Origin of the sequence: Sphingobacterium endophyticum, from assembly GCF_009733535.1 — a bacterium.
Classification (GTDB): Bacteria; Bacteroidota; Bacteroidia; order Sphingobacteriales; family Sphingobacteriaceae; genus Sphingobacterium; species Sphingobacterium endophyticum.
The window spans coordinates 153,526-177,076 of sequence record NZ_ML771899.1 but is presented as its reverse complement, the minus strand read 5'-3'; the positions used below and the strand labels follow the sequence as shown (position 1 = coordinate 177,076).

The window sequence follows — 23,551 nt, the reverse complement described above, 5'->3', positions numbered from 1 at the left end:
CATTTGGGTCAATTTACCTTGATTAAAAAGATATCCTCCGTCTTTTTTTTACTTTCTTCTGTTGTTGCACCATATCCTGCAACAATACAAACTCCATTTCTAAATAAATAAAAAAAAGTCCTAGTATATTTTTCATCAACACCCTTATCAAATATATATACACCATCTATTTTTAAATTCATTTTCTCAATTGCAGAGGTTTGATCATTCCTTTTTATCATTAATTTTTCTCTAGGATATATACCAACCAAAGCACAGCCAATCAGTATAAAAAATTAAAATTCCTAAACAAAATTTCACCTTAATATAAAAGGTCCTATCTCCGCATCATAGAACCTTTCCCCTTAATCGTACTGATTACCTTCCCCACATATCTCCTTCTTTTAATACCACTTGGCTATTAAATGTCGAATCTCTCTGAAAAATAATATTATATGACATCGGGGCTATAAAGACTACTTTATATGGGTTTTTTAACGTATCTGGAGTAGTTGTGACACCAGGATGATAAAAGATTCTGTTAAATTCATCCGGATACAATTCTATCAAGCTTAATTTCTTTTGATTTATTTTTCTGATAAAAGGATATTTTAGAAAAAATTCATTTTTATTATCTGGGTCGAAAAGAATTTCCAATGAAGCATCTTCCACATCACATTGAATATAGTCCACGCTGTCAGACAGTTCACTCACACCGTAAGTCTTTGAAAACATAACATAAAATAATCCTCCGACTCTTTTGGATGTCGTAATATATAAATCTGCTTCCTGCAAATAAAAAGAGAAGTCATTTTTACCCTTATTTTCTTTTTTTGTATTGCATGATAAAAGAATTAAGCTAGCTGTTAAAAATAAAAAGATAATTCGCATATACACTTATATTACTTCGTTAAATAGGCATAAATAGACGGAATAGCCCTTATCCATCTATATGGTAGTGCTCCGACTAGTTTTCTGGAATTCCGATTTTCAGTTTCCCAACCCAGTCGTTGAGCTTGTTGCGAACTAATCGATTCCGCCGAAGGTGTGCCTATCTGCGTAGATTCTAATTTATCAAATTCCTTTCTTGCACCTTCCCAAGTCAGGCCAAGCCTACCTGCTACATACCCCACTCCTATATATCCGACATCTCTTGCAGAGCCATTAATCTTCGTCCCATCTTTGTTTGAATTGGCATGCCACTATAGTAATCTTCTGTATCTCCATATACATTTCGATCTGTACCATTAGTTGATTTAAAATCATACCGCTTATCGGTTGTTGCGTTACTTTTATAATACCCAAAAGATGGATCTTCCACCCCACAAGATTATCCAAAAACTGTTTCCCACTATTATCCTTTGGATTTATAGTTCCCATCCAACCACGTATCTCCGTTTATATCTTTGTCTACATATCAAGTATTTGAAAGATATACTACAAAATACAAGAATAAACCAAATGCAATTAATATATTCAAAATCAATAAGCTCTTATCTTTTAAAAGTATTTTCTTTTTGAATAGAAACAGTAGTATTAATATCTGTAGAAGCAAAAAAAAGAATTATAACCATAATGAAGGTTTCCCATTTGTTGCCCCTTTACCCAAAGCTACAAAATCTACAAATACATCAATTATAGAGAAAAGAGCATATATTCCAATGTTAAGTATTATTGCAAGGATATACATCAATGTTTTTTTCATACCTAGTTCACCGTTACTTTTATGCCGTAAGACCTCATCTGATTAACAAAGTCATCTATTTACTTATAATTATCCTCTTTACTATTCTGATACGATTTTATAAAAGCACCGACTTCGGTTATAAATGTCTTATTTCTATTAGATTCATTCAATTTCCCTGCCTCTGTACTCGTTCTAAAACTAGTATTATTGCCCACCATATCATTTCCTGATAACATATCCCACATGAGGTCAATAGAAAATGAATTCACTCCATCTGGAGCGTTTATAGAGTTTGATTGGTGAGAACTAGATTACCTCTGGGTTGGCTTGATTCTCTGATCAATACCCCTCCACAGTTTTCCTCTGTATATCCCTCTGAGGAAGGCTCTCCATATTCTCCTAAGGATTCATAATATAAGAATTTAGTAGTATCTAGATTATTCTCAAGAACGTCTGCATAAGCAGAAACGACTTTCCACCTATATCCTGACTCATCCCAACAAACTGATATCGCATCTCCCAAGCGATCCACCTTGGAGATATCTAGCAGCAGATATCCTTTAGTGGGAACGCTATCTTGCTTTCCATCAATAATGTAGCGTCGATTCCCTTCTGTAATTATTGTCAAAACTTGAGAACTATCAATAGGCTGAAGCCAAACATGTCTCCAAGCCTCATGCTCTTTTGGTCGCAGACATGAACATACAGCAAATAAAACAAACAAAACACTCAATGATATTATTATTTTCATCTCATGATAACTTAATTACGATTAACAAATACATTGAATTAACATTTAGGCTCCAACAAAGGGAAGTTCATGATTTTTTGAAACTGTTTTTCTCTCCAATCTGATTTCCGCAACTTTGATCGCATATCTAGCCCTATTTGTTGAGCTTTAGCACTCCTTGCTCCGACAGTGGAACCAAGATATTCCACCTTCCGATCTCACTGTCATAGAACCTTGGCATTGTAAAGATAGCTGTTTATCCCTCACGTTAAAAAGGACTTTGTCTTCCCTAAAGGATAATAGTCCCGTTTCTGTATGAATACATACAATCGAGGTATTTAAAATACTCATTTCTTAGAAAGTAGTTTAATGGCTATTTCCTTCTCAATTAAATTAATTCCCAAAGGATCATGTTTGAAAACATAAAAGTTTCCCTTGTCATCAATCCCTAAAAAATCCCCATCTTCTAAATCCCTTAAATGGAAATAATTAACACATTCCAATTCAATTAGATACACTTCACTTGGAGTAATTAAATTTAAAATTGACTCATCCACCAATTCTTTTATTGGATCTAAATTATCTTCATACAAATAATCAATTTTAAACTGTAAGATGTCTATTTCTCCCAAAATGATTTTTTTATTCTTAGTTCCCTCTAATGTATAGCCATTTAATACTCCACCAATAACATAAATTGAATAACAGAAAATAGAACCTGTTATTAAATCCGAGACTTTTATTCCAGTAATTTTATAATGTCTAAGATTCTCGTCATTATACTTTTTAAAGACATCATGATGGTACAAAAATCGAACAAATTGAGGGATAAATGTAGGATCTGGGATTGAACCACGGATTATTCTTTCTTTTATTTGCTTCTGCAAGTAAACAAATTCAACTGGAAGTTTTTCAATTACTTTTTCTATCAAATTTCTTTCCCATTCTTCAAATTTTGTCTTTACCAAGAACGATTTAATTAAATTATAAAATCCCATTTCTTTAAAAACTGTTAGTAAAAAAAACATCATCTGAGCGACCAAATCTTTGAGATGCTATATTAACCTGGGAATTAACCCCTTCAATCCAATTCTCTTCAATATAATTATTTTTTCCTTCTACAGATATTTCATCTAATTCATATGAAAATCCAATTCATGTTTCTGCACGACCAATGAGGTCGTATCCGTAGATCCTTTCTTGATCACCGCCCGCACGTTGCCCAGGTCCGTCAGGCTGTAATGGAACACATAGATTCCCCTGATGTTCTTCAGGCACCCCTCTTCCGTTGCGATCAGGTCAATGGCCTGGGAACCCGTACCCTTCTTCTTGTACCCAATGCCCCCTACATAGTCACGCGTAGTCTGGATACCGCCAACATTCGAGTACTTCTGGAGCTTGGTGCCCAGGCGTCGTACTGGTAGGATAATTCCTTAGCTTTCCCAGAAGTATGAAGAACCCTTAAATCAATGCATGTCCCGTGTTAATTTTTAGGTTTAGGGTTAATTTGCGCCACCGGAGGGCGCCCATAAATAAGTTTATGCCAATCAACTTTACTTTGTCCCCAATTCAAACCCATCTTAAACTCTGACCAATATTCATCTTCTTGAAGGAAGTTCTCCACATTCGAACATACGATCTCCTCGTAATCTAGTAGATCTTCCTATACTAAAAACTTTCTTGGTCACATTCACAATAGTCATGCTTTATATTGACCTTTATTTTACGCAACTTTTTCCCAAGAACTTTCTTTAAGCTGTCCAATGTTTTATTGAAACCATCGACATTATCAGTTACATCTAAACCTTTTTTATTTATTTCATTAAATAACCCCTCATGATCACCATATGATATAAAAAAAGCCATACATTTCTTTATATTTTCACTATGCTGCAAGATTGTGTCTATATTATTGACTTTAATAGAAATGTGCTTTAAGTCATGTTCAGAAATTTTTAAACATTTTATCAATCTACTTTTATCAATATGAGTATTTTTTCTGAAAACAGTATCGATAATTACTTGATTTGGGGTAGCGACTTGTAAGTGTTGACTTTCAGAAAAAAAAGTTCCTGAAGGATTGTAATAAACTAAAACTTTAACCAACTCATTTTCAACCACAATACAGGCTTGCATTAGGAACATCAAGACGCAAAATAGAAAAACTAAAATTTTATTCATTAAATTTCGAATCAAACAATTATATTATGATTCATAAACCATTATTAACCCTTTAAAAAAACTTTGTCATGTTTTGATTTACATTAACTCTTGATCTAAAATCTTGTAAAAATAAAAGATCTCATCGATATCTACATCAAGGATGCAAAAGCCCATAAGGCATATTGCCTATAAACAACAAAGAGCAATCCTTTGAAAGATTGGGCTGTGTATTCACAAATTATGGATAGATTTTATTCACCGAGTAATTCACCCTAAAACTCGTAACCATCTGTATAACCAACTATACTTCTTACATAAATCCATTTAACTTCGAGTGCCAAAACAACTTTTTCAAATACATCCCTAAATATAACCGTCTTGCCGTCAATTTCATTATAAATATCTAATTTGATGTGTTGACACTCATCGATTATGTCAACTATTTTAAGTTTCACATCTACACATTCGATAACAAATTGAACACAATTGACATTTGTTGCTTTCCATTTTATTGGCAAACTTTCTGGCAGATCTCTAGTGACAAATTTAACGATTAATCGAACATCCAAACCCGTAATAATTGACACCTCCCTTAAAGTAAGGTCTTCTAGTCGAGGTTCCTTCTCTTTATAGATACCTTTGATGATATCTCTATTTTCAATATTTAACAACAACATAATTATTTATTAAACGGATAATGATCTTTGGAATTAGACAATTTACCTGTTCTTGTGTTTTCTTGAGGTCTTACATTGAAATGAGGCTTTGCAGCTTCTCATCTAATTATCTCCTCCAAAATAATAATCTGCTACCCATTCACTTTCTTTATTTTGTTTTTTCATTTCACCATTTTCATAACGATATTGTGTTCCGTTACTTCCATAAACACTTATCCATTTACCATTAGGATCTATTAAAACTATAGTATTGTTTACTGTATATATATATGGAGACCAAGAACTATAAAGTTCCGTCAACGGATCCTCCACATTCTTCCTTCCTAGCTCCGCATCATAAAACCTAGCACCGTAATCTTAATATTTACAATTAATTTTTTCTAATACGGAACATCTGAAATATAAAATCCTTTACCACGTATGAATTCACATTTTCCATTAATGATATTGAAATAAGCTTGGATGCAAAACCCTCCACTCCAAGATTTATCTCGGACCCAAATAATAGTGGAAAACGCACTTTCCTTGAAGTTGTAATATGGTCTTTGAATCTCTACAAAATTAAAGGAACTCTCTCCCTTTAAATCATATGTACTTGTCAAAGAAATACTATCATTAACAGACACAGATAAAAAATTCTGCTCCTTAGCTAAAGCTAAACCTGGTACATCATAACTTAATACAGTTTCGTAACTTCCCTTGTCAATAAATTTATTATAAATGCGCCAAGGTTTCTTTACATATTTTTCACCCGTTATATCAGCATCAAAATCACGACTACCAATAATCATAGCATTTATTATTAAATCTGTAACATCAAGTTTTGGAGTAATCTGTTTTGATCCACTAAAATATAAAACTGAAATAAGTATAAAAAAAGTGTTCATAATTAATTTTGATTATTCTTTTTTTCTTTTTTTTAACTTTTCCTTATCAGCTGTTTCCATTGCCTTATACAAATGTCTATCTCGCGAAGTAGGATTATCAGCTTGTTTCCTAATTCCAGAGTTTTCGAATAAATTTCATTTACAAATTCACGCATATATTTAATCCTTTGATCTGAAATATCTCCTTTAAAATTTACTCGTACTTCAATCGTTATTGTTTTATTTGGCTGATCAATTGCATATCTAATATCCTTACCATCTGGATCAATAATCCTCATAGGATTTGTAAAAGCATAACTATAAGGAAATTGCTTACACATCTCTTCCGCCAGCGGATCCACCACATTCCACCTTCCTATCTCCGCATCATAGAGCACCCGCCCCGAAATCGTATTTATTATCTAAAATCAGGTCACTTACTAAAAATTAAAAATAATGTTCTAATGATTACTAATATCCAAAAAGCAATATAAATATATCCGAATATTTTAAAAGTTTTTTCAGATCCAAGTTTAATTAACGAAATCCCTATCAGTGGAAGTATAAAATAAACTCCAATAGAAAAAAAATTACTATTTTTACATTTGATGGGAAAGGTAAATTAATGTCAAAAAACCACTTAAATATTATCCCTAAAGCACCATATAAAAGATACAAAAGCACAACAAATGCAATTTCTGTAAATAAAACAGAGTTCTTATCGTTCATTTTGTTGCTTTTTTATTTTTTCCTGTATCGCCTTATCATAAACTTTCCCAACTTCTCCAGTCATATTTTCTATTATAAATTCTGAAGTATTATTACCTACACCCACAGAGACAGTTTTAGTATCTCTAACACCTAAACATCCTAATAATTTAAATACCCCCTGAATACCTAGACTAACACAAGCTTTATTGGTTCTTAAATCCCATTTAGCTTTATATCAGGCACCTACTATTCCCTCTCCAAACCCTGATGCAAAGCTTGCGAATTCCATAAGATCCAAAGCAGGATCTTTTGATTCATTGAATGTCCTATAATAAACAACTCCATCATAGGGGCGTGAGTCAAAATCCTATAATAACAATTTCCACTATAGTCAAGGCTGCTATAAAATCAAAACTTAAGTGCTTAAAAGTATAAAAGAGATGAAATGCAACCTTCAAAAACTAAAAATTATTGAATCAAATTTATTTAAATAAATTAATTTATAAGCCCCTGTTTTTTTAAATATTTTTCCATTAATCTTGAATTTTTTTTACCAAGATAAGATCCCAATTCAGCAGCCTTTTTATAGAGCTCATAACTCAGTAAAAGGTCCTTTTTCACACCCAAACCCTCTTCATAAAACCCAGCTAAGTTATTATATGCTTCGGAAAATCCAGAGGTAGCAGATTTAGTGTACCAGTAAATACATTTATTTACATTATACAAAGGATTGTTACCCCCCAAAAGGCTTATTGAGTCGAATTGCTGTGCATAATCATATTGACCTTCAGGATTACCCAAGTATGCACTACATCTTAACAATTTAAAATATTCCCAATACATTTCGTTTCTTTTTGAGAGAGAAAGGTTGTTGGGATATTTACTTAATTGGCTGAAAATTTTTTTAGCTTTTGATAATAGAACTTCACCTTTCATAATTGATATTTTTTTGAATTCCACCATTCCCAAAATCCTGGAGTATCCGGTTTTGATATTTGTGTTCCGCCATGACTATCCTTTTCTAGAATATATCCCTCCTTATTAGGATCGGAATTTAATTTTTTATAAGGGTTATTTCTTCCAATTGCACTTTTAGTCCTATTCCGTTCTCCTTTACCTCCACCTTTACTATTATCAATTCCCTTTATTATTTCAGAAAGAGATAGAGTTCCATAAGTTGAATTAGTTGCTGGTGACACACCTAATCCACTACTTTTTATAGTTAAGTATTCTGAGGAAAACGCAACCAAATCTAGGGTAAAATCCGGATATGGTAAAGGACCGGCTATCATTCCTCCATTGTCCCCGTTGACATCTCAATTGATAAAGCTGTAGAATAAGTAGGGGGAAGTTAGAAGATTTGAAAAATTTGGGAACTTTATTTTTCAATGAAACAAGATATATTTTACAATCAAAAATAAAAATATACAGCAGTATTTCGCAAAAAAGCTTCTTTAAATAACCGCTCAATATTATTGATTAAGAACTTCCTTTGACTATCAATATTAAAAATATGTATATAGTTTAGAACTTTTTGGATTTTATCTCTTCCCTCAATAACATCATCTTCATAATCGTCGATATTTACATCAACTAAATTATTCAGGAAAGAAAAGAAACCAGACATCTCAAGTCGATTAAAATCATCTTCCGACAAAACAATCTCTATAAATTCCTCTGGGGCAGCTATATTATATTCAAGCTTATTCACAGCCTCAGCATTCTTTGGAACAACAATATATCTCATTTTCATTTTACAAATAACTATTGGATTTCTTTATATCTTTTATTTACCTATTTTTGTTACATACAGCTCCAAACAAACAAAAAAGTATCTTTTAAGAGATGAACACAGGTAGAATCATATTGGATTTAAGGGATCAGAAAGGCTGGTCACAAAGCGAACTGGCCAATAAAAGTGGCATATCAAGGGTGATGATAGGCAAATACTAAAGGGAGGAAGCTATCCCTTCTATTGAGGTCGCCAAGAAGATCGCACAGGCTTTTGAAGTTTCTTTGGATTACCTTGCCGGAGAAGGGGTTAATGCTTCTTTTGATAAACGCACTGTTAAACGACTCCAACAAATCGAAAGCTTAATGGACAATGACAAGTCTCACCTGTTGGCCATAGTAGATGCTTTCCTTAGAGATGCTAATATCAGAAAAGAATATGCTCAGTAATTATAAGGAAAAACAATTCTGGAACTGGTTTGAAAGAAACAACTCTAAGTTCTTCTTTCTCAATCAGATTGATAACGAACAAGAAAGGGAAAGGCTGCTTGATGATTTCTTAGAACGCCTGCACACCTATAATGAACACCTCTTCTTTGAGATCGGTGGACATCCGGATGAGACACAAGAACTTATAATAACTGCAGAGGGAGATACAGAATATTTTGAAAAGGTAGAAGCCTTGGTTAAAGAAGCCCCTTCTTTAAAAAACTGGCATATAATACCTTTCAAACCACCTGCAGAAGGTTTTACCATTAGCTATAAAGGTATTGAGCTAGATCCAAAAAACTTATGGTTCTTTCCCCTTGAAAACAAACAGAACATCTCGCTTCTTGGCTTGAAAATCTATTTACCAAGATATGAACATAGCCAAAAAAAAGATACTTTAACAGCTGTGTACTTAGTTTTAGATTCGCTCTTGGGAGAAAGATCTAGTTCCATGGACATTCACCATGTTGAAGTTCACCAACTCCCTTCTAATCCTGAAGAGCAAGGGCTATTAGATCTTGTTGATCTGCCCGGATATATTAAATGGAAAAAGTCTAAGTCCTGATACCATTAACTATTTTTTCTATTTGTTCAAAGCTATGCGAATAATGCTTCTTATTATTAAAACCGGCATACTATACCTCTAAGCAAGGACTTAGGTCTCCATCTAATATTAAGGTATTTACAAACCTGAAATCTTCTAAGGCTGGCATTTCTCTTATGAATTTGATCGATGCAATTACACCACAATTATTATAACCTAATATCTTAAGATTGGAAAAGCGCTTTTCATAATCATGGTTCTCAATTACTTTACAATTGTATATCCAAAAAATCGCCCTCCTTCCCCCACGTTGAACTTGTCATTCCTCATCGCAAGATGAGGAAACTATTTATAACATATAGACAAGAATCCATACTCAACTCAAATTACGTTTGTCATATAAGACTTACTTAAATAATCGTCCAATCCGGTAAAAGATTGGCTAGCATCAAGAGTGTATCCCTTCCCTAATAATATTCCGCATCAAATTCCGTAGGAAGGCTATTTTTTAACTTTTCTTCAATCAAAGAAAGATTATAAATCCGTTCAAGGCCCAATCCTGGAGATGAAAAGTAATAGAAACCTGGGGTGTAAATGTTTTCGAGAAACTTTTTTTGCTCCTTCCCATTCTTTGCAATGACTTTTAAGGTATCATAGTCTATCTTATAGATACCATAAGGTTTTACCTTGGCAATAATATCGAAAGATTTTAGGTCTGGACTGCTTTTTAGCACACTATCTCCTATTATATAAATGCTATCTATCTTTCTGCTGTTACTCTCTGTTGATTCGTACCAACCCTTTTTTGTGCCAGGAGAAGAGATATTTCTATCATATACATATAACTTGTCATTTCTAACAACATAGTTGCCTATCTGTGTATTTCTCAACACATAATAAATAGAGTCATTCCCATTATAATATCGTAACGCCAACAATATATTATACTCCTGGAAAAAAGTTCCGTTATCGATCAAAGGATATAGTACGAGTGAACTATCAATATTCGTCCATTCGATATTGTTGGGGTTTTCATATTTGGAGAGGATATCACCGTCCACTTTTCTAAAAGAAGATTCTTTGCACCCGATCAGCAAACAAACGATGACAATTGCTAACGCTTTTCCAATTATTTTCCTATTGGCTGACATACCCATATCTTTTCGCTTCAAAAATATCATTATCAATAGGATAAATCGCTTCCAATCGTCCCATTTAAGAATCCAACCTCTTTCTCTCAAACCTAACTAGCATACTACAGCTCACTTTTACCCACTTTCAAAAAATAAGTCAAACCATTGAAATAAAGCTTTTTACCCTTTAATACCTCAGTTTTACCACTAATACTATTGAATACCCCAACTTTTTCTTTGGAAGGAGAGGTATGTTGCCTACTAACAAAACTTATGGAATCCTCACTTATCCATTTATAATATCCTTCAGAGTAAATTCCAGGCACGGTTTGAGAGTAATAGAAAAGATTGTCTTCACTAAAAACAAATTTAAATTCCCCGGGCATTCCCATACGGCCTGTTGAATATATTTGATGATTCTGATCTCTGTTTATATTCCGAACAACACAAGAAGATAAAAACATTAGCATACAGCAAATAAAACAAACAAAACACTCAGTGATATTATTGTTTTCATTTCATGATAACTTAATTACGATTAACAAATACATTGAATTAATTTTTAAGCCCCAACAAAGGGAAGGTCATGATTCTTTAAAACTGTTTTTCTCTCCAATATGATTTCCGCAACTTTGATCACATATCTAACAAGTTTTTCTTATCAAAGTTTTGCGCCAGGCATCACTAGCCAATCTTTTAACCAATTGATCAGTAATATTCTCGTTTGCAGCAGATAATGTGGCTTCAGCAATCTCAACCCATTCAGCACCTATTTTATTTTTTTGAACTTTCAACAATTTATTTACATCACCTTTATCTTGGACAATTTTAATTACAACCTTTTCAGATAGTTCGTCTAATTTTCGTATTTCGATACTTTCATCTATACTTTCAAATAATCTATCTTGATTTAAAAATCGTGGTTCTGTCAGGTCAACGGTATTTCTGAAATTTGCAACAGAGGCAGTATCATCTAAATTCCACCATCCGTCAACCATGCCTGGATTACAATATTCTTCAGTTAAAAAAAGAGGCCGTTCATCTTCGCTCAACAAGGTAGAAATTCTTCTATATGAACTTGGAGGAATATCATCCCACACCGCAGAGAAAATTGTAATTTTTGACAAATAAAAACTACCAGTAAAGCTCTCCTTCACGTATCTGGAGAAAGTCACTCCCAAAAAAAGAAACAACCCGTTTGTTAATTTTTTCACAAACAAACAATCCGCTGCCGAATTAATATTAGGAACATTTATATATCTTAGTTCCGCAAGACGTTGACGTAATTTATCACATTTTTTCATGTTATCTTTTTACTTATTTTTCTTTTTAGGGCCTATATATTTATCAGATGTTGATTGGAGATCTGGCTTTTCTGGGTCTTATAGAATTGTTCGATGATATGTTTTATTCTTTGGTGTCCCTTTTTATAAGATTATTATTCTGGAAATTATCCTGATTAACAGCTATACCAGTAACTCCTGTAGCTATGGCTGCTCCATTTAACAACATTCACCTACCACCTTGGGTAGCTAATGTTCTAAACGACCAAGGGATTATTGGGTTTCTTCCATCGGGGTCGATAAACCTAATTGGATTATCAAATGCATAATTATACGGTGAATGCATACGCATCTTTTCCGCCAGCAAATCCACAACATTCCATCTACCTATCTCCTCATCGTACCGCGTAATCGTACTGGTTGCCACCACCCAGTTCGCCCTGTTTCTCCTTACCGTTGTAAAGGTACTTATTGTCCACTTCTGCTACAACTGACCTCTGCTTGCTGAAGGCATAGTAGGGAGACCTACAATAAAGTTGAATAGATTGCTTAATCAGGCTAAAATCAACGAAAAGGTAACACGAAACAAACCCTGTCCACATCTAGGTTTGCCTAGCGCTTCCTTATCCGGCCTTCAGACTACATATTTGATTGCTGAATAATCTTCTTATAGTTCAGGGGAAAGAGGCCCTTTATGTTTTTGTGATTGATGGTCATAATATTCTGCAGTGTATACTTCAGCCAGCTGAACGGATTTACCTCATGCTTTTTGCAGATAGCGAAGAAGGAATAAATCATAGCGGCCCGTTGGGCAGCCTCATGGCTACCTGCAAATAAATAGTTTCTGCGTCCTAAACAGCAAGGTCTAAGTGCATTTTCACGTTGATTTGTGTCAATCTGTAGATTTCCATCATATAAGTACGCTGAGAGCGCATCCCATCTCCTTTATGCATAAGCCATTGCTTTACCGATCTGACTTTTAGGTAAAGTATTCTTTATCTCCTGAAAGATCCATTTCCCCAAATCAATTTTATAATCTGCAATTTGGTAGAACGAAGACAATATTAAAAATAAAAGTTTAGACATTATTTCAACAATTCTTTTAACCGCAAAAACTCAGGCAAATAAAATCCATTTGAAAAATTCTCATAGTACGATTGATAAGCACTTTCGAGTTTATCAAAGTCTTGTCTTTTCAGTAATTTTGCAATAATTAGGGCTTTTGTGCCTTTAAATATACCTCCTGTCAATGAGGTATCTTCTATATTTGAATTAAGTTTATCGTCTATATAAGACAATTTATCAAACATTTCAAGGAAAGGAACGGCAACACTATTGAACAATTCAAGTAAACCATCTACTACTTGACTAATTTGAGCTTCATTTTTTAACTCAAATATTGTCTTTGTGTTTAAGTAACTTTTAAAACTCTCAATTGAGGTTCCTATTGTAGGCGTTCCTTTTTGGTATTTTTTATCAAAACCCGAAATTTGGTGAAATAAATTCTCTACAACATCAAACCGCACCAACAAGCTGGGTTTAAGTTCCCAACCATCTTCACGAATTAGAAATACAATCTGATATTTATTCCAACCAAAATCAGTTTTCTTAGTAAAATCACACGCAGACTTTGATAGATTATATCCAAAAGCATTTAATTTCTTGTCAATACGAGTTAATACTTCATTTTTTAAAAATTCCCTGTCTGTCATTGCCTAATATCTTTGGGTCTAATAATATCTACTTTTGTTGGTGGTATTTTAGTTCCTGCTGGAGAACCTTGAGCAGCTCCTTTATTTTCTACTACGATTCCTCCGCTTTCCTGTATTTTTGGATCTCCTGATTTTTGATTTTTTGTGTGCGATGCAGTTTCGGAAGATTTTGCATCTGTAAGTTTTATCTCATCATCTTTTGTGCTAACATTGTCTAAATGAACTTTTTCTCCTTCCCCATATTCCTCACCAAGAACAAGATGCAGGCTACACTAAAGTAAAACAGCCTAATCCTGTGAAAGATTGTGCTGTAATGCAGCAAAAAACAGATTTAGCTTATTTTTTTACTTAGACAGAAAACATTATGTGATTATTAAACCCCCAACATCATCTTATAGAAATCATAATACTTCTCGCCCCCAGCAATATCGCCAAACCATTCAGCCCTCTGTATATTTAACTCTTCATTCTCGTACAGACCTTCTTCACCGGACCTTCTTTCAAGAAAAATGGCTGCGTTTAGAATCGCGTCCAAAAAACTCGAATCATTCCGAGCACAATCATAAAGAATATGATCCAGGCCACACTCTAGCATGACCACGCTACCAGTAATAAGATCTACAGCTAGATCGTCAACTTCAAATCTACCAAAGAAGATAAATCTTCCTTTCTGCTCGATTCGTTCATCAAATGTAATCATGCCAATTTCAAGATTAGAACAATCATAATTCTCTACCAATTCTACTAACGGGTATTGAGAAACACTCCCACCTCCTTTATAAGCGGCAAGATAAGATCTTTTTCTACCCTCTATAAATTGGTCTGAAACACCTTGTTTTTTCAACAAGTCAGTTCTTACACTGATACCTTTCAGACCTTCAACAAATTCACTTGCTTTCATCCTATTATATATCTATTCGTTTAAAGCATTTGTTGCTGTGAATAAAGTCTCGCAGCCTCTCCTTTATGACATTGACGAACTATCTTCCCCATATGGTCATACTCAAAATCATTTGTCATTTTTAGAGGAGATTAGCCTATCGCATTTTGTATTCGTCTACTACAGATCATTTCTCTAATAAAATAATAATGGTTCGTCGTATCGTCCACATTTTTGCGCACGTACCTTTTTGTTGATTAATATTGATCAAACTGATTTATTATTTATGATTTTCATTAATAATATCCCAGTCCCAGCCAAGCCTCATTTTTACATCATTAATAATCTTAAATTTAACATTATTAAGCTTTCTGCATGAATAACATCCTTCTTCAGAATCTAAAATTTTTATATTTACTTGCCTTCTAAGAAACATCATTGGAATATATCCCCATTGCAATTCATCTGGTGAAACATAATCATCATCTTCAATAACTTTAACAATTTCATGGCCATTAATAAAAAAAATATAATTAATGGTATTTCCATCAGATTTTGAGGAAAGATATTGTTCCTTTATGCTATTAATATCTACATAACTAAAATTATCAATTGTGGCTTGTAATTGGTCTTCATTTAAACTGAATTCACTATAAGAAGAATTAATTCTATCAGGTTTTTTAATATCGAATTTTTGATATAGATAGTTACCACCTTTATCCAAGTAATAGATCTCATCACATAAATAATCAGGGGTAATGGAAACAATTACGATTGTATTATATTTATCAAAACCATGGGAAACTTTATTAACCTTTATATACTTAAACAACCTATTTTTTTTTTAAATCTTTTAGAATGAGTGTATCTTTTTTTAGACTTTTTATTAAAAATTCCCTACAATCCCCCTCTCTTTCATTCATTATTTTAAGAGTGTCATTTTCAATTCTAAAAGTTGATTGAAAACTGGATAACATTGGTAAACCGTTACTCCTATTTTTTAAATCAAAAAATCCGGGTATAATGGCACATGAATCACCAAAGAAATGATAACCATTATTAATATCTTCAAAGTGATTTCGAATTGGATAAACATCATGAATAGTATCTAAAATAACATTTTTAAGTTTTATATTTTCGCTATCCATATCAATAGCCCAATGCCCATTTAAATCTTCTCTAGAATATTGGTTATCAATTGATTTTTGACAAGAACAAATAAATAAAAGGCATACAATTTTTAGATAAAAAAGAATATTAATAAATCTCATAACTAATTAATAAAAATTATATTCTAATATTTCCAGATTGTAACATCGCTTTTTTAATTTATTTATCAATTACTTCTTAGCGAAATCGAGAAGATTTAATTTGGCGAACTCTTCAGAACTCTTTCGAATTTGCTCATTAGACCCTACATAAAAGACGGAGTACTCAAGGCCTATTTTACCATAAGCATTATATAATTTTCCAATTGTCGATAATGTCACAACAACCCTATTCTCATCATTTTCAGTCAGATCTACAACAACGGGTATACCTAGTCTTTCTCCATTATTATCATAATAAAACTCTGGGAACAATTTGTAACCCTGATCAATAGAGAACTGCGTTTTCAGAACACCTGAAGCAGGAATTCTATATAGCCTTTTATTTCCTTCATATTCGATTTCAGCTCCCATTTGTTCATTGTATATGATGATCACCTTACCAGTATACCCATTCTCTAAAAGGTATATATTATCCTCTCCTTTCGAAGTACACCCTGATAAATACAGAATTATAAAAATTACAATTAAATTTTTCATCTAACTAAAGTCAATTAGGGTCTGAATACTTAAACTCATAAAAATAGTAGGATAACAACTTGTAAACTAGTCTATTGAAGTGATTTTCCATACGATACTAATTAAGCATAATGGAATATCGAATTTTTCATAAAGATTTCTTTCTAGATTCCATGTTAATAAAACAAAACCCACTCAGTGAGAGGGTTAACCAACTTTTAACAATTAAATGTAAGGAAAAATCATATCGCTAATTTTAAAAACATATTTACTTATGGAAAGCCGGTCCACCTCTGCTATTATATCATCATTCAATTCATTATATTCAATTAGAGAGGCTAATATTTGTTTTACCATAACATACGATTCGTTAATGGTATATAATTATAACCATTAAAATTCCAACCAGAGCAGCCACAATTCTTCTTACTAGTTTAACCAACTAGAGAAACAAGCATTAACAGCATCCGCAAATTCACCGTTTGTTGAATAGATATCACATCCTCTATCATCATAAATATTTACAATTACTGGCTCTCCAAAGTCAACAAAGTAACAAGTTATATTAGCAGATGGTGTAAATGTCAGATCATAATTTATTACGGACAAAGCTAATGGCAATACTTTCTGAAAAGAGTATTCTTCATAGTAGAGATATAATATATTATAGTCATCTTCATTCCATTCAAAACTCTTATCCGCTTCATCAGGATTCATACCTGCATTTTTTAAAGCGGTCAACCCATCATTATCCCACAAAATTATCTGTAACCATATTCCCTTTCCTTTAAAACAAAAGTCCAAAACAGCATTGCTCCTCTTTAATGCCTGTTTTGCTTTAGACTCATCTTCAAGATCTTCCCCTAAATCAATTCTTATTCTATACTTCTTGATATTACTCAAAGTAATCTTGCTAATATCCCCGAACCTATCAAGAAATATTCGATCGTAAGCATCTTTATTCTTTATTTCCATTAATATTTGAATATATTAAGATTTTGGTCTGCCGTTCCAATTGTTTTCAACTTGCCTCCTTGCTTCTAAAACACTTTCCATACATAAGTTATGACTACCCAGATCTCTTGAAAAATACTTATGACTTTATAGAGCATTGAACTTAACTAAACCCTTATAGCACCATTTAGAATTGTATTAAACCTATCTGGCCAAACTGTTTTATCATCAAAGACTGCATTTTTTAATTCTGCTTTGTCAAGATCATAGCATTTCATTACTGTACCTTTTAAAATAGCCCCTCGGAAATCAGCTCCATGAACATCTGCATCTTCGAGATCACCACCTTCAAGATTAGCATTTTCGAATAAAGCAAACCTCGCTATGCACTCTTTCAAATTTGCTCTCGCTAAATTAGCCATCCTTAAATCTATTGTTATGAGATTAGCCTTTTGCAAGTTGCACCTCTCGAGATTTGCATTATATAAAATCGCACCTCTAAGATTAGAATTAACTAGACTTGAACCTGACAAATCTCCGTTCACTAAATTTGCACGATGGAGATTTAAATTATCCAGCGAGATATTAACAAAGCTATCATAAGGCACATCTATGTGCATATCTGTTAAACAATATATTTTCATACTTATAGAGTCTTATTTTCACCCCGATCTATTAAATCAACTATTGTTTTCTTAAAATCTGACAATAAAGTAAATCTATATTTTTGTCATAGGGAGAATTATTTTTCCTTTCTTTATATCTCGTTCAAATATTTTTAAATTTTTCCCCCCATTAGGTGAGCCTAATTCGGCAGCTTTCTTATACAAACTATAACATATACTAAGATTTTTTTCCACCCCAACTCCTCGTTCATAAAAATCTGCCAAGTTATTACTTGCTTCTGCAAACCCAGCTACCGCAGCTTTTGAGTACCAAAATATGCACTTTTTAACATTATAAAGAGGATTATTAACCCCCAAGAAACTCATCGATTCAAAGGTCTGAGCATATCTGAATTGACCTTCAGGATTTCCTGAGTAAGCCGATCGACGAACTAGCTCAGAATAATTTCGATACAAAATATGCTTTTCCTCAGAGGAAAGTTGATTTGGGTATTCGCTGATTTTAACAAGTAACTTTTGAGCTTCTTGTAAAAGTTTTTTTCCTTTCATAATTGTTATTCTTTTGAATCCCATTATTGTTATAGAACCAATTAATAAGTCTTTAATATGCCACATCCATATAATCCGTATTCAAAATTTTCATCTGTTAAATCCCATCCAAATAACTTTCCAGTTCCTCAATAGTCTTTTCATAAAACCGAGAGAACTCTAAGCTTTTAACACCCTCTAAAAGATTTATTTTGATTTCTTCCTTTATGCGTTTCAAATCTTTTTTATTTGTTACGGCTTTGCTTTTGATACTTAATTGATCAAAACCCTCAATTTTATGATAGCCCCAAATCAATTCATCAGGTCCACTTTCGTTTTCTATTTCTACTTTTTTAATGATCTCGCCATCTTTGTAGAAACTGAAAAAACGTCTTATAGCGTCTGCATCTCCTCGCGGTTGAATAAACAAATCGCTCGAAGTTTTAATATTGTAATAACGAAATGACTCAAATAAGTCATCCATTTCTGAAGGACTAATTTGCAAAAATTCTTCATTTCTAATTTTTGGAGAAGACATTACTTTTTCCACAGTTGATTTAAAAAATATTCCGGATTTATTCAAATAAAGTATATCATCGGAACAACTTGATTCACCCGAATCATTGAATGAAACATTGATCATTATGATTTCATTAAAATTAACTTCTTCCACTTTAGGCCTTACATACGTTAACTTTCCTAAATTTTCATTAGGAAAATTTATAACCATTGAGTCTTTCGAAATAAATTCAATCAAATATGGATTCCAGGCATTTGATAATCTATTCCAAATCTTTAAAGTATCCCCAAGAATTTTAAATTTTGTTTTGTAACCAGGTTGAAAACAATTTTGAAAGGAAAAATAGCTTCTAAATGAACAAGGAAGTTCACAAATATCTCCGTTAAAGGTAAATCCACAATTATCTCTATAATTGGATCCTGATGTATACCCGACAGTTCTTGCACTTTTAAAATCAAAAGCCCAAGAGCCCTGTAACAATTCAAAAATTTCCTTGTCCTTAGGCTTACATGCTGTAAATAGTAAAATTAAGATGAGTAACTTCTTCATTTTATATAAATGTCAAATAATTATTTTACAACCCTATTTCCGTACAATGTGATATAGGTCAAATCATTTATTATTCTATGTGTTTTTAAGAAAATGTTTGTTCTTTAAATTGTAAACGCGGCCTTTCAGGGAACCGCTCCCAATTATTGTCAAAATAATCAGTCCTATTAAACAGTCTACCTTTCCCATATTTCCCCTTGTCAAAATAACTGACTTCTGTCTTTAACATAAATCAACTCCTTTCTCTGTTTTCACTTTACAACCTGTACATTCATAAATCTTTACTGTCCTTGTACAAGACATTAATTACAAGACTAGACAGGCTTTTAGATAAAAAAAATCCATACTTGTTAGTATTTGTTATTATAGATATTCTACCGTGAAAACAAGGTCGTTTAAATCATCATCAGGATATCCATCATTACAATTGTAAGTCCTTACCCCGTCTTTTTCTTCTAAGTACATAGCACCGCCATTATGCCAATAATGGGTAGTTCCATCTTCGGTCTGCCAAACATTGTAAGTAACAAGCACTTTGTTTTTTGACTTAACCAACAACTGTAATTCTTTAGGCGCTGTATCTTCCCAAAGAACAATTTTTGTAGGTAACTTCTGACCGTTAACCTCAAACTCTCCTTTAGTTTGAAATACAATTCTCTGTTTCCATTTGCTATCTGTTGATAGAAAACTAACCTTCAAGGTAACCTTATTTGATGGCAAGTCAACCCTTTCAATCATTTTCAATTCTTTGCCTTGATAAGTAATTGGCTGCCTCTTAGTTTCTATAAATAATTTCTCAAATTCCATAAATAACTTTACATAATAAACCTTATCGGATTGTTGAAGGCATAGTTAAATGTGGAATGTCTCCTCATCTTCTTGGCCAACGGTTCCACACGACATTCCACCCTCCTATCCCGGCATCATATAGTATCGCCCCCTAATCCAAGTGGTCACCAAGCCCTACCTACAACTCTTTTGTATTTTAAAAATAACGATTTATACCTCCGGTTACTATAGACTTGGACATACCTATCACATAATAGGCCTGTCCTGAGCCGCTGCCCTGAGTTTATCGAAGGGCTGTCGAGGATCGTCGAAGGGCATTGAATTAGTAGATAACACATACATTTTAAAATGACGATAGTATTTAAAAAAACAACCGATTTATTGTCATCAAAATCCCAAAGGGATGTAATATCTAATGAATCCCATAGGAATGCAAAATCAATATTTAGCGATTAAATAGTTTATCTAGTTAAAGCTCGAGAATGAACAGACGCTTTTTTTTAAATAGGTCAAACCTTTGAAGTAAAGCTTTTAGTTCATTAATTAAATTTAATAATTGAGCTTCTAAATATAGAATTAGGAAAATCTATTCACAGATACTTAATGGACATTCCTACAACAAAAAATCACAATGATCATCTTGACCACATATACTAGAACATTCGAAGAGTCCTAATGACAAATTGAAATAATAGATGAATACACTTATTTTTTTTCAAGTCTAAAATTAACGTCATTATACGTTTCAAGCCATACTATCGAATTTTCCTTATATTGCAAAATGTTCCTACAACTTACAATCGAATCTTTCATTAATTCTAAATGGCCATAACGAGGAAATGGCATAATTGCAGGTAAATTTACTGAAATATCACGTTTTGGTTTTCTAACAATTCCCCATTTTAATTCTGGATGTTTATTTAGTATATATTCAGACAGGAGTAAAGAAATGTCTGCCGCGATAGCAGCTCCTTCATTGGTTAATATTTTTTTCTCATTTTCAATTCTTGAAAATGGTGAAGACTGGATCAATTCAGAGACCTTCTTCCCAATTCGTTTTAAATCATTTTGATGATTGGAGGTTCTTTTTTCATTAATAATATTTAGAAAATTATTAACTCTATCTTCTTTTATTTCAATAAACCACTTAAAATATACCTTTGCTTCATCGTAGTTCCAATCAATAGTTTGTTTTCCCCATAATTCCTTAGGAGGAATAAACAAAGGATATTCCATAATTTTATTTATAAATTTTATATGGTATATTAAAACAATCAGATTATTGAAAACTATTTAAGGGGTGATTATTTACTAAAGGCACAAGTGGCGATATTTCCCATAATTTTCATCTTCAGCATCTGCTTTTTCCTTTTTGAAGTTATTTTAGCCTCTCCGATTCCATGAATAGGTCCACGAAATCTTTCTTTATCTTGAAAGCCAACTTTCACCCATAAATAATAACCTTTCAGTTTTATCTATTTCAAACGAATATAAAATTGGCTCATAAAACCACGGGAACTCCTTCAATTGAACAGGAATTAGTAGGGTATGAGATGTATCAACTGTATCCAATAATCTATTTTTATCTATTACCAATACATCTAATCCATCATAATAAAGCAGTCCGATCTTATTTTTTTCAAAAATACTCAGATGAAAATTAATACATTCTTTTGAAATAAGTGCGGCAGAAATTTCTTCAATGGTATTTTTTCCATCAATATAAACTATGATAATAGACTTATTATCATTTAATGTCATATAGCCATATTCCTTTTTAATAACTGAGAACAAACTGTCAATCACAGAATTCTTCTCAAAAACCGGAAGTTGCAATTTTACACTATCATCATATTCAATAGTAGCATTATTTGATTTTCCTGAATAAGAACAACAAGTAAAGAAAAGTGATGCAAAACAAATTAAAAAGCTAGCTACTTTCATTAATTGAAATATTTATTATTAAAATTAAACTTCCATCAGCTTTCCCAATGACAATCACAAAGTAAAGTTACAGATTGTTTAATCGACATTTTTCATGATTTGCCACCCCAACATCTTTTAAAATCCAAAAATTTATTTATCAAGATGTTTAATTTATTTGGATCTCCAGCACCTTTAAAGATCTTCCCATTACATGATATACTGTACCAATCTTCCTCAAGTTCTAAAGAATTATCCTCAAATTCAAAACCTTCTAATTCAGTACCAATTAAATCAATTTCTATAACCCAACCAGGGTTATCCAATGTCATAATTCTAACACCATAGGAATGTTCCCAATCACCATCACAATTATCCTTGAACCATTTAATTAATCCTAAATTTTCCTCCATAATATAACTATTATCCCAATCAGTAATTAACCATTTTTATCGCCTCACCCATATATTTCCATTCCTGACATCTCTTTTAAATATAAAATGAAATCAATTATAGTAATTTCATTATACTTCGAATCAACAATGCTACACCAATAATTAAACCATATAACCATGCGTTTTTAGCTATCCATTTATTGTTATAATTATTAGAATATTTTGTATATATACTCAATAAAATCATAAATACTGAAGTTAACAATCCATAAATGTTATCGTAATTCATTTTAATTAACTTGATTTAGCAAATAATAAGCTCAATATTCCCATTATAATGGCTATTATAATAATTATCTTTGTTTTAAGATAATTTGCTGGTGTCAAACCTCTCCCACCAGTTTCTTCAGAAGATATCTTAGCATCTTTAATCGTTAAATAAAATAGATATGCTATAACAAATAGTACTATTGCAGCTAAAAAATATGTATTCAATAATAAAATATAATATTTTCTCCCTTTAAATTTCTCTAAAGTCTTGTCCGATTGAGCTTTTACTTCTGTTTCCATCACCCCCATTCCATCTTTTAATCCTTCAACAATATCCATAGAGATATTTGCTGTATTGCCTGGAATAAGTTTATCTACTGCATAATTTCCAAATTTACCAACTCCTATCAAAATATCTTTATTTGCTCCTTTAATTGTTGCCTTTTTATTACTTCCTGAAATATACTCAACAGCTACTTCAACAGCACTCCCAATTCATTGCATCACTCCTCCAACTTCAGCTATTTGCAATCCAGGAAGAGCCCAACTCATTCAATCATAGCGCCTACAGCATCCACACTAAGCCAACAGTTGAAGTTTTTTCGTCAATATCCTGCATTCCTTT

At 32.5% G+C, this 23,551-nt stretch carries 36 protein-coding genes and 2 pseudogenes; 2 read left to right on the top strand and 36 right to left on the bottom strand.

Features of this window, described 5'->3' with window-relative positions:
- Positions 1-8: 8 nt before the first annotated feature.
- The 17 genes and pseudogenes from E0Y80_RS00870 to E0Y80_RS00795 all read right to left on the bottom strand — a co-directional run bounded on the left by E0Y80_RS00870 (position 9) and on the right by E0Y80_RS00795 (position 8,560).
- A complete protein-coding gene (locus E0Y80_RS00870; RefSeq protein ID WP_156305457.1) occupies positions 9-221 on the bottom strand; it encodes a hypothetical protein in 213 nt (70 codons plus the stop codon).
- Between the two features lie 136 nt (positions 222-357).
- Positions 358-870, bottom strand: a complete 513-nt coding sequence (locus E0Y80_RS00865) for a hypothetical protein (protein ID WP_156305455.1) — start codon at positions 868-870, stop codon at positions 358-360.
- Between the two features lie 11 nt (positions 871-881).
- Positions 882-1,112, bottom strand: a complete 231-nt coding sequence (locus tag E0Y80_RS00860) for a hypothetical protein (RefSeq protein ID WP_156305453.1) — start codon at positions 1,110-1,112, stop codon at positions 882-884.
- 2 nt (positions 1,113-1,114) lie between these two features.
- The gene (locus E0Y80_RS00855) at positions 1,115-1,300 is read right to left on the bottom strand and encodes a hypothetical protein (RefSeq protein WP_156305451.1); all 186 of its coding nucleotides are present in this window, start codon (positions 1,298-1,300) and stop codon (positions 1,115-1,117) included.
- A 443-nt stretch (positions 1,301-1,743) separates the two neighbouring features.
- Complete coding sequence (locus tag E0Y80_RS00850; RefSeq protein WP_156305449.1) at positions 1,744-1,935, bottom strand: hypothetical protein; 192 nt, start codon at positions 1,933-1,935, stop codon at positions 1,744-1,746.
- A gap of 14 nt (positions 1,936-1,949) precedes the next feature.
- A complete protein-coding gene (locus E0Y80_RS00845) occupies positions 1,950-2,417 on the bottom strand; it encodes a hypothetical protein (RefSeq protein ID WP_156305448.1) in 468 nt (155 codons plus the stop codon).
- A gap of 326 nt (positions 2,418-2,743) precedes the next feature.
- Positions 2,744-3,328 (bottom strand): hypothetical protein, encoded by a 585-nt coding sequence (locus E0Y80_RS00840; RefSeq protein ID WP_156305447.1) that lies wholly within the window; start codon positions 3,326-3,328, stop codon positions 2,744-2,746.
- Between the two features lie 223 nt (positions 3,329-3,551).
- Positions 3,552-3,674, bottom strand: coding sequence for a hypothetical protein (locus E0Y80_RS20845; protein ID WP_262885842.1), 123 nt, complete (start codon positions 3,672-3,674; stop codon positions 3,552-3,554).
- Between the two features lie 390 nt (positions 3,675-4,064).
- The gene (locus E0Y80_RS00835; RefSeq protein ID WP_156305445.1) at positions 4,065-4,577 is read right to left on the bottom strand and encodes a hypothetical protein; all 513 of its coding nucleotides are present in this window, start codon (positions 4,575-4,577) and stop codon (positions 4,065-4,067) included.
- 254 nt (positions 4,578-4,831) lie between these two features.
- Positions 4,832-5,236: an Imm50 family immunity protein gene (locus E0Y80_RS00830; RefSeq protein WP_156305443.1), complete on the bottom strand. Its 405-nt coding sequence runs from the start codon at positions 5,234-5,236 to the stop codon at positions 4,832-4,834.
- A gap of 2 nt (positions 5,237-5,238) precedes the next feature.
- Positions 5,239-5,316: pseudogene (locus tag E0Y80_RS20955) on the bottom strand (HNH/endonuclease VII fold putative polymorphic toxin); the annotation flags it as partial.
- 22 nt (positions 5,317-5,338) lie between these two features.
- Positions 5,339-5,548 carry a hypothetical protein gene (locus tag E0Y80_RS00820; RefSeq protein WP_156305442.1) on the bottom strand — a complete coding sequence of 70 codons (210 nt, stop codon included), beginning with the start codon at positions 5,546-5,548 and terminating at the stop codon, positions 5,339-5,341.
- A gap of 68 nt (positions 5,549-5,616) precedes the next feature.
- Positions 5,617-6,123, bottom strand: coding sequence for a hypothetical protein (locus E0Y80_RS00815; RefSeq protein WP_156305440.1), 507 nt, complete (start codon positions 6,121-6,123; stop codon positions 5,617-5,619).
- Positions 6,124-6,155: 32 nt separating this feature from the next.
- The gene (locus E0Y80_RS00810) at positions 6,156-6,401 is read right to left on the bottom strand and encodes a hypothetical protein (RefSeq protein WP_156305439.1); all 246 of its coding nucleotides are present in this window, start codon (positions 6,399-6,401) and stop codon (positions 6,156-6,158) included.
- Between the two features lie 907 nt (positions 6,402-7,308).
- Positions 7,309-7,749 carry a tetratricopeptide repeat protein gene (locus E0Y80_RS00805; RefSeq protein ID WP_197091433.1) on the bottom strand — a complete coding sequence of 147 codons (441 nt, stop codon included), beginning with the start codon at positions 7,747-7,749 and terminating at the stop codon, positions 7,309-7,311.
- Complete coding sequence (locus E0Y80_RS00800) at positions 7,746-8,105, bottom strand: hypothetical protein (protein ID WP_156305437.1); 360 nt, start codon at positions 8,103-8,105, stop codon at positions 7,746-7,748. Before E0Y80_RS00800 ends, E0Y80_RS00805 begins: the two co-directional genes overlap by 4 nt.
- A gap of 119 nt (positions 8,106-8,224) precedes the next feature.
- Complete coding sequence (locus E0Y80_RS00795; protein WP_156305436.1) at positions 8,225-8,560, bottom strand: hypothetical protein; 336 nt, start codon at positions 8,558-8,560, stop codon at positions 8,225-8,227.
- Between the two features lie 98 nt (positions 8,561-8,658).
- On the opposite strand from E0Y80_RS00795, the gene E0Y80_RS20950 reads away from it, so the two are divergent.
- Both E0Y80_RS20950 and E0Y80_RS00785 read left to right on the top strand, forming a co-directional pair.
- Positions 8,659-8,766: a helix-turn-helix domain-containing protein gene (locus E0Y80_RS20950; protein ID WP_197091432.1), complete on the top strand. Its 108-nt coding sequence runs from the start codon at positions 8,659-8,661 to the stop codon at positions 8,764-8,766.
- A gap of 196 nt (positions 8,767-8,962) precedes the next feature.
- Positions 8,963-9,598, top strand: a complete 636-nt coding sequence (locus E0Y80_RS00785) for a hypothetical protein (protein ID WP_197091431.1) — start codon at positions 8,963-8,965, stop codon at positions 9,596-9,598.
- A gap of 446 nt (positions 9,599-10,044) precedes the next feature.
- Here the strand turns inward: E0Y80_RS00785 and E0Y80_RS00780 are convergent, their stop codons facing one another.
- From E0Y80_RS00780 to E0Y80_RS00690, 19 genes and pseudogenes are all read right to left on the bottom strand, one after another.
- Positions 10,045-10,728 carry a hypothetical protein gene (locus tag E0Y80_RS00780; RefSeq protein WP_156305432.1) on the bottom strand — a complete coding sequence of 228 codons (684 nt, stop codon included), beginning with the start codon at positions 10,726-10,728 and terminating at the stop codon, positions 10,045-10,047.
- A gap of 104 nt (positions 10,729-10,832) precedes the next feature.
- Positions 10,833-11,180 (bottom strand): hypothetical protein, encoded by a 348-nt coding sequence (locus tag E0Y80_RS00775; protein WP_156305430.1) that lies wholly within the window; start codon positions 11,178-11,180, stop codon positions 10,833-10,835.
- Between the two features lie 174 nt (positions 11,181-11,354).
- Positions 11,355-12,014: a calponin homology domain-containing protein gene (locus E0Y80_RS00770; RefSeq protein WP_156305429.1), complete on the bottom strand. Its 660-nt coding sequence runs from the start codon at positions 12,012-12,014 to the stop codon at positions 11,355-11,357.
- Between the two features lie 208 nt (positions 12,015-12,222).
- Entirely contained in the window at positions 12,223-12,420 is a 198-nt protein-coding gene (locus E0Y80_RS20945; RefSeq protein ID WP_394350205.1) for a hypothetical protein, read from the bottom strand.
- Positions 12,421-12,632: 212 nt separating this feature from the next.
- Positions 12,633-13,019, bottom strand: a pseudogene (locus E0Y80_RS00760) (IS66 family transposase); the annotation flags it as partial.
- Between the two features lie 59 nt (positions 13,020-13,078).
- Entirely contained in the window at positions 13,079-13,705 is a 627-nt protein-coding gene (locus E0Y80_RS00755; RefSeq protein ID WP_156305427.1) for a hypothetical protein, read from the bottom strand.
- A 373-nt stretch (positions 13,706-14,078) separates the two neighbouring features.
- Entirely contained in the window at positions 14,079-14,606 is a 528-nt protein-coding gene (locus E0Y80_RS00750) for a hypothetical protein (protein WP_156305425.1), read from the bottom strand.
- Between the two features lie 259 nt (positions 14,607-14,865).
- Positions 14,866-15,417, bottom strand: coding sequence for a hypothetical protein (locus E0Y80_RS00745; RefSeq protein WP_156305423.1), 552 nt, complete (start codon positions 15,415-15,417; stop codon positions 14,866-14,868).
- A gap of 1 nt (position 15,418) precedes the next feature.
- Positions 15,419-15,856: a hypothetical protein gene (locus E0Y80_RS00740; protein ID WP_156305422.1), complete on the bottom strand. Its 438-nt coding sequence runs from the start codon at positions 15,854-15,856 to the stop codon at positions 15,419-15,421.
- A 69-nt stretch (positions 15,857-15,925) separates the two neighbouring features.
- Complete coding sequence (locus E0Y80_RS00735) at positions 15,926-16,393, bottom strand: DUF6843 domain-containing protein (RefSeq protein WP_156305420.1); 468 nt, start codon at positions 16,391-16,393, stop codon at positions 15,926-15,928.
- 408 nt (positions 16,394-16,801) lie between these two features.
- Positions 16,802-17,347, bottom strand: coding sequence for a DUF3885 domain-containing protein (locus E0Y80_RS00730; protein WP_156305418.1), 546 nt, complete (start codon positions 17,345-17,347; stop codon positions 16,802-16,804).
- A gap of 146 nt (positions 17,348-17,493) precedes the next feature.
- Positions 17,494-17,970 (bottom strand): pentapeptide repeat-containing protein, encoded by a 477-nt coding sequence (locus E0Y80_RS00725; protein ID WP_156305417.1) that lies wholly within the window; start codon positions 17,968-17,970, stop codon positions 17,494-17,496.
- Positions 17,971-18,045: 75 nt separating this feature from the next.
- Positions 18,046-18,501, bottom strand: coding sequence for a tetratricopeptide repeat protein (locus tag E0Y80_RS00720; protein ID WP_197091430.1), 456 nt, complete (start codon positions 18,499-18,501; stop codon positions 18,046-18,048).
- 97 nt (positions 18,502-18,598) lie between these two features.
- Positions 18,599-19,549 (bottom strand): hypothetical protein, encoded by a 951-nt coding sequence (locus tag E0Y80_RS00715; RefSeq protein WP_156305414.1) that lies wholly within the window; start codon positions 19,547-19,549, stop codon positions 18,599-18,601.
- Positions 19,550-19,912: 363 nt separating this feature from the next.
- Positions 19,913-20,356 carry a hypothetical protein gene (locus E0Y80_RS00710; RefSeq protein WP_156305413.1) on the bottom strand — a complete coding sequence of 148 codons (444 nt, stop codon included), beginning with the start codon at positions 20,354-20,356 and terminating at the stop codon, positions 19,913-19,915.
- A 687-nt stretch (positions 20,357-21,043) separates the two neighbouring features.
- Entirely contained in the window at positions 21,044-21,574 is a 531-nt protein-coding gene (locus tag E0Y80_RS00705; RefSeq protein ID WP_156305412.1) for a hypothetical protein, read from the bottom strand.
- A 189-nt stretch (positions 21,575-21,763) separates the two neighbouring features.
- Positions 21,764-22,282, bottom strand: a complete 519-nt coding sequence (locus E0Y80_RS00700; protein ID WP_156305411.1) for a hypothetical protein — start codon at positions 22,280-22,282, stop codon at positions 21,764-21,766.
- A gap of 92 nt (positions 22,283-22,374) precedes the next feature.
- Positions 22,375-22,674: an Imm53 family immunity protein gene (locus E0Y80_RS00695; protein WP_156305410.1), complete on the bottom strand. Its 300-nt coding sequence runs from the start codon at positions 22,672-22,674 to the stop codon at positions 22,375-22,377.
- 276 nt (positions 22,675-22,950) lie between these two features.
- Complete coding sequence (locus E0Y80_RS00690) at positions 22,951-23,337, bottom strand: hypothetical protein (RefSeq protein WP_156305409.1); 387 nt, start codon at positions 23,335-23,337, stop codon at positions 22,951-22,953.
- Positions 23,338-23,551: the final 214 nt, after the last annotated feature.